The organism is Gemmatimonas sp., from assembly GCF_044345575.1.
GTDB lineage: Bacteria > Gemmatimonadota > Gemmatimonadetes > Gemmatimonadales > Gemmatimonadaceae > Gemmatimonas.
In genome coordinates, this window is the sequence record NZ_JBIJAW010000209.1 from 1 (window position 1) to 5,748 (window position 5,748).

Consider the following 5,748-nt stretch of genomic DNA (forward strand, 5'->3'; position numbering starts at 1 on the left):
CGCCCTCGACCGGGTCCGTTTCCGCCGATGAATCGGCGCTCCTCGCTGCTTTCGAAGCCCGCATCGCGGCGGGCGAAAGCATCGAGCCCAAAGACTGGATGCCCGAGCGATACCGCAAGCAGCTCACGCGCATGATGTCGCAGCACGCGCATTCCGAAGTCGTGGGCATGCTGCCGGAAGGGAACTGGATCACGCGCGCGCCGAGTCTGCGCCGCAAACTGTCGCTCATCGCCAAGGTGCAGGACGAGGCGGGCCACGGTCTGTACATCTACTGCGGCACTGAAACGCTCGGCGTCGATCGCCAGGAGCTCGTGGAGCAACTGCTCGACGGCCGGGCGAAGTATTCGAGCATCTTCAACTATCCCACGCTCTCGTGGGCCGACATGGGCGTCATCGGTTGGCTCGTGGACGGCGCGGCGATCGTGAACCAGACGGTGCTCGCGAAGGCCAGCTACGGCCCGTACGCGCGCGCGATGGTGCGCATCTGCAAGGAAGAGAACTTCCACAAGCGTCAGGGCTACGAGATCTGCACCGTGCTGGCCAACGGCACGCCGGCGCAGAAGGCCATGCTGCAGGAGTCGGTGAACCGCTTCTGGTGGCCGGCGCTCATGATGTTCGGCCCGAGCGACACCAACTCGCCCAACAGCGCCGAGCTGCTCAAGTGGCGCGTGAAGCGCAAGACGAATGACGAGCTCCGTCAGCGCTTCGTGAACCTCACGGTGCCGCAGGCCATCGCGCTCGGTATCACGCTCCCCGATCCGGATCTCGCGTTCAACGAGACCACCGGTGACTGGGAGTTCGGTGAGATCGAGTGGAGTGAGTTCCACGAGGTGCTGGCCGGTAACGGCCCGTGTAACCAGGAGCGACTGGCGGCGCGCCGTAAGGCGCACGACGACGGGGCGTGGGTGCGCGCGGCGGCCACGGCGCACGCGGACAAGCAGCGCGCGCGCAAGGAGACTGCGGTCGCATGACACAGCCCGACAACTGGCCGCTGTGGGAGGTCTTCACGCAGGGCGCCCGCGGCGAACCGTTCGAGCACGCCGGTAGTGTGCATGCGGCCGACGCGGAGCACGCCATGCAGAACGCCCGTGACGTGTACACGCGCCGCGGTGAAGCGGTAAATCTCTGGGTGGTGCCGAGCAGCGCGATCGTCGCCTCGGCGCCCTCCGATGCCGGGCCGTTCTTCGATCCGGGCAACGACAAGCCGTACCGTCATCCGCAGTTCTACGTCGCGCCTCGCGGCGTGCGCATTTTCTGAGGCGCGCGTGGCTCACGACGAACAGGAGCAGGGCGGTCGCGGTGGCGTGGTGAACAAGGCACCGGATTATCCCATCGCCGCACCGCGCCAGGTGGCCGTGGAGAATCCGCTCGCGGAGTATCTCATCCGACTCGGCGACGATCGGCTGGTGCTGGGCCATCGCCTCAGCGAGTGGTGCGGCCACGGCCCCATCCTCGAGGAGGACATCGCGATGTCCAACATCGCGCTCGACCTCGTCGGCCACGCGTCCAGCTTGCTCAAGCTCGCGGGTGAAGTGGAGGGGCAGGGGCGCACTGAGGACACGCTCGCCTACTGGCGCGACGGCACCGCGTACCGCAATGCGTTGCTGGTGGAGCAGCCCAACGGCGACTTCGCCGTGACGATGGTGCGGCAGTTCCTCTTCGACGCGTACAGTGTACTGCTGTGGGACCAGCTCTCGCGCAGCAGCTACGAACCACTCGCCGCCATCGCCGCCAAGTCGCTCAAGGAAGACAAGTACCACCTGCGCCACAGCAGTGAGTGGGTCGTGCGCCTTGGCGACGGCACCGAGGAGAGCCACGCGCGCGCGCAGGCCGCACTGGATGCGCTTTGGCGTTTCACCGGTGAGCTGTTCGAGCGTGATACGGTGGACGAGGCCGTGGCGGCGCAGGGTGTGTCCACCGATGCCGACGCGCTCCGCGCGCTCTGGGACACCATGGTGAACGACGTGCTCACCCGTGCCACGCTCACGCGTCCCACCGTGACGGGCATGCGCAGCGGCGGGCGCCGCGGTCGGCATACCGAGTTCCTTGGCCACATGCTCGCCACCATGCAGAGCGTCGCGCGCGCGCACCCTGGCGCCACCTGGTGAGCGGCATGCTCACGCGCGACGAGGCCTTCGCGGTACTGCAGGGCGTCCCCGACCCCGAAGTGCCGGTGATCAGCGTCGTCGAACTCGGGGTGGTGCGCGATGTGGTCATCGAGGGCGACTGCATGACCGTCACCATGACGCCCACCTACAGCGGCTGTCCCGCGATGCGCGAAATGGAAGCCGACGTGAAGGCCGCGCTCCTTGCGCGCGGCGTTCCGAAGGTGGAGGTGCGCACCGTGCTCACACCGGCGTGGACCACCGACTGGATCGGCCCCGAGGCGCGTGAGAAGCTGCGCAAGTATGGCATCGCGCCGCCAGGGCGGGCGGAACCACAGGGGTTCGTGACGCTCACGCGCGCGCGACCGGCGGTGGCGTGTCCGTTCTGCGGGTCGGCCGACACGGTCTTGCAGTCGGAGTTCGGATCGACCGCGTGCAAGGCGATCCACACGTGCAAGGCGTGCGGGAGTCCGTTCGACGAGTTCAAGGCGCTCTGAGCGGCTGGCAGCCGTGGAAACGCGTGAGCACGGAGCTCACCGAGGGTGGTGAGGGCACGGAGAACAAATAGAGAGGATGGGCCGACGAATGGCTCGTCCTCTCTTGGTTTTGTTGGTGCAGTTCTCCGTGCCCTCACCCACCTCGGCGAGCTGCGTGCTCACGCGTTTCTCCCGCATACCAACAGAAAAGGGGCCCCGCCGAAGCGGAGCCCCTTTCTCACATCGAACCGCGATCTCGATTACTTGAGATCCTTGAAGCCGAGGCGGTTGTTGCGCTCGTCGGCGGCACGGCAGCCCGTCGGGGCACCCTTGCCTTCGAGCAGCTGCCACACTTCCACGCGACGGTTGTCGCCCTGTGCGGCGCGATCGGCCTTCGCGATGCGGCCACGCTTCGCCGGCGGCGGCTCGCTCTCGTCGGCACCGGCCGTCGTCACGAGGCACTGCTCACCGAAGCTCGACGTCACGATGCGATCCTTGAGCGACGCGGCATCCTTGCCCGCGAGCTTGAGGAGCTGCTTCGTCACCGATTCGGCGCGCTTCTTCGCCAGCGTGTTGTTGTAGGCTTCCGAGCCGTAGCGGTCGGTGTGGCCTTCCACCGAGATGCGGAGCGTCGGGATGCGCTTCATGGCATCGATGATGACCAGCAGCGTGTCGTTGCCGGCCTTGAGCACCACGGCCTTGTCGAAGTCGAACAGCGCGCGGTCGAGCGCCACGCTCACCGGCTTCGGCGCGATGCACTCCACCGACGCGGTCTCGCTCTTCGAGCTGCCGTACGCCGTCTTCGCAGCGGTGATCGTGGTCGTTCCGCCGGCGTTGCACGTCACCGTGCCGTTCGCGATCGAAGCGATCGATGCGTTGGCCGAGCTCCAGGTGATCGCGCCGAGGTCGACGTTGTCGGCGTCAACGGCCTTCGCCGTGAACGACAGCGTCTTGCTCACGTCCGTCGAGCCGCTCTTCGGCGTCAGCGTCAGCGTCCACGACGGCGGCGGCACGGTGACCGTGGCCGACGCGGAGCGCTGCAGCTTGCGCTGCGTGCCCGTGCACGTGATGGTGGCCGTCCCGTACTTGACCGCCTTCACCTTGCCGGTGTTATCCACCGTGGCGACGGAGGCGTCGCTCGTCGAGCAGGCGAGATCCTTCACGTTCTTGAGCGGGATGATCTTGCCCTTCGCGTTCGTTGCGCTCAGCGCGAACTGGCGCTCGCTGCCGCGGTTCACGGTGGCGCTGGCCGGGTCGATCTTGAGCGTCCAGTCGAACTTGTCCGCCGTGGCGCAGCCGCCGCGGAGCGCGTAGGTCACACCGGCGCGGAGGCCGAGGTTACTCGACGTGCCGGTGATGGCCTGCTCGTTCGGCGACGGGTTGCGGTCCATGATGCCGTCGATGCGCGCGCCCCACTTGCCGTCCGAGCACAGCTTGATGCCGGCGAGCGCCGAGATGCCGTCCTCGTACTCGTTGGGCGTGGAACGGCCGGCGTAAATCGAGTTCACGTAGCCGGCACCGAGCACCAGCGCCGCCTTCTGCGACGAGGTGAGCGGGATCGTCACGGTGCCGAGCACGCGGGCCGGACGATAGGTGATGTCTTCGAACGGCGTGCGCGTCGCCTTGGTCTTGCCGAGCTGCACGTCGGCCTGCACACCGAACCACTTGTAGACGGACGCGCCGAACATGCCACCAATGGCCGCGACGTTGTCCATCTTGATTTCTTTGTCGAGCTTCGTGAACTGACCGAATGCACCAATCTCGATCTTGCCACCAAGGCCCTGAGCATGGGCCGTCGGCACTGCCGCGATGGTCGCGAGCAGGGAAAGTCCGATCAGCTTGGTCTTCATGGCGTCCTCTGGGTTAAGCCGGAATCGCGGGCCAGTGTGGCCCGCACCCATTCGTGGGGAGTTGCTCACAGGGAGCAATGCAATAGTAAGTGATGACGGTGACATACGATACGTCACGGACAATGGACGGTCGGCGGGCTGATCTGTAACGCCGGTCACGGCGACCAAAGCGATCAAGAGGTCAGAGCCGTTGAAACACGATGTCGGTCAGGCTGACCGACATCGCCGCCGCCCCTCACACCGCCATCAGCGCTTGGATACGCGCGGCAATCCGGGCGACCGTCGGGATCACCGCGTCGAGCAGGTCCGGGTGATACGGCACCGGAATGTCCTGCGGCGCCAGGCGCTCCACCGGTGCGTCAAGATGCCAGAAGGCCTCCTGCGCTACCGTACTCGCGATTTCCGAGCCGAAACCCGCCGTCATGTTGTCCTCGTGCACGATGAGGCAGCGACCGGTCTTCCGCACGCTCGCCAGCACCAGCTCGCGGTCCCACGGCGAGATCGTCCGCAGGTCGATGAGCTCCACCGCCTCCGCCTGCACGTCGCCCAGCGCCGCCACCGCCTCGGTGCACCGGTGCACCATGGCCCCCCACGTGACGAGCGTGAGCGCATCGCCCTCACGTATCACGCGCCCACGACCCAGCGGCAGCACATAGTCGTCGCCGGGATAGCGCGCGCTCCCGTCGCCCGTCATCAGCAACGAGCGATGCTCGAAGAAGATGCTCGGGTTGGGGCTGCGCATCGCCGCGCGCAGCAGACCCACCGCATCGGCGGCGTTCGACGGCATGATCACCTGCCACCCGTACGCGTGCGCGAACCGTACCTCGTCGCTCAGCGAGTGCCACGGATCGCCCACGTCCTTGCCGAACCCGCCCGGCATGCGCACCACGATTGGCGCCGCAAAACGATTGGCCGTGCGCCAGCGCATCGTGCCGCAGTTGTTCAACTGCTCCGCCGCCGGATCGGCATACTTGCGGAACTGGATCTCGGCCACGGGCATCAGACCGCTGATGGCCATCGCTACCGCGCGGCCAATGATCCCTTCCTCGCTCAAGCTCGTGTCGAACACGCGCTCGGCACCGAACTGCTTCTGCAGCCCTTCGGTGACGAGATGCACCCCGCCCTTCTTCCCCACGTCCTCGCCGAACACCACCACCTTGGGGTTTACCGCGAGCTCGTGACGCAGCGTGCGGCGAATAGCTTCGGCGAACCGCAATAGGTCGCCGCTGTCGGACGGCACATCGGTTCCACCTAATGCGACGCGTTCCGCGCGCGACAGCCCGCCCATCGCTTCGGTCGCCGCGTCGTCATCGGCAA

The 5,748-nt window shown here is 66.8% G+C and carries 6 protein-coding genes; 4 read left to right on the top strand and 2 right to left on the bottom strand.

Features of this window, described 5'->3' with window-relative positions; all coding sequences use genetic code 11:
* Positions 1 to 62: 62 nt before the first annotated feature.
* From paaA to paaD, 4 genes are all read left to right on the top strand, one after another.
* The gene (gene paaA, locus ACIQ6O_RS11745; RefSeq protein ID WP_396207982.1) at positions 63 to 971 is read left to right on the top strand and encodes a 1,2-phenylacetyl-CoA epoxidase subunit PaaA; all 909 of its coding nucleotides are present in this window, start codon (positions 63 to 65) and stop codon (positions 969 to 971) included.
* Positions 968 to 1,258, top strand: a complete 291-nt coding sequence (gene paaB, locus ACIQ6O_RS11750; protein ID WP_396207978.1) for a 1,2-phenylacetyl-CoA epoxidase subunit PaaB — start codon at positions 968 to 970, stop codon at positions 1,256 to 1,258. Before paaA ends, paaB begins: the two co-directional genes overlap by 4 nt.
* 73 nt (positions 1,259 to 1,331) lie before the next feature.
* Positions 1,332 to 2,108 (top strand): 1,2-phenylacetyl-CoA epoxidase subunit PaaC, encoded by a 777-nt coding sequence (paaC, locus tag ACIQ6O_RS11755; RefSeq protein WP_396207983.1) that lies wholly within the window; start codon positions 1,332 to 1,334, stop codon positions 2,106 to 2,108.
* Positions 2,109 to 2,113: 5 nt separating this feature from the next.
* Entirely contained in the window at positions 2,114 to 2,602 is a 489-nt protein-coding gene (paaD, locus tag ACIQ6O_RS11760; RefSeq protein WP_396207979.1) for a 1,2-phenylacetyl-CoA epoxidase subunit PaaD, read from the top strand.
* Between the two features lie 239 nt (positions 2,603 to 2,841).
* Here the strand turns inward: paaD and ACIQ6O_RS11765 are convergent, their stop codons facing one another.
* Positions 2,842 to 4,431 (bottom strand): OmpA family protein, encoded by a 1,590-nt coding sequence (locus ACIQ6O_RS11765; RefSeq protein ID WP_396207980.1) that lies wholly within the window; start codon positions 4,429 to 4,431, stop codon positions 2,842 to 2,844.
* A gap of 235 nt (positions 4,432 to 4,666) precedes the next feature.
* On the bottom strand, positions 4,667 to 5,748 hold a 1,082-nt coding region (locus ACIQ6O_RS11770; protein ID WP_396207981.1), incomplete at its 5' end, for an alpha-ketoacid dehydrogenase subunit beta.

Coding starts and splice junctions, on each gene's coding strand:
- paaB (WP_396207978.1), top strand. CDS start 968: ATGACACAGCCCGACAACTGGCCGCTGTGGGAGGTCTTCACGCAGGGC.
- paaD (WP_396207979.1), top strand. CDS start 2,114: ATGCTCACGCGCGACGAGGCCTTCGCGGTACTGCAGGGCGTCCCCGAC.
- ACIQ6O_RS11765 (WP_396207980.1), bottom strand. CDS start 4,431: ATGAAGACCAAGCTGATCGGACTTTCCCTGCTCGCGACCATCGCGGCA.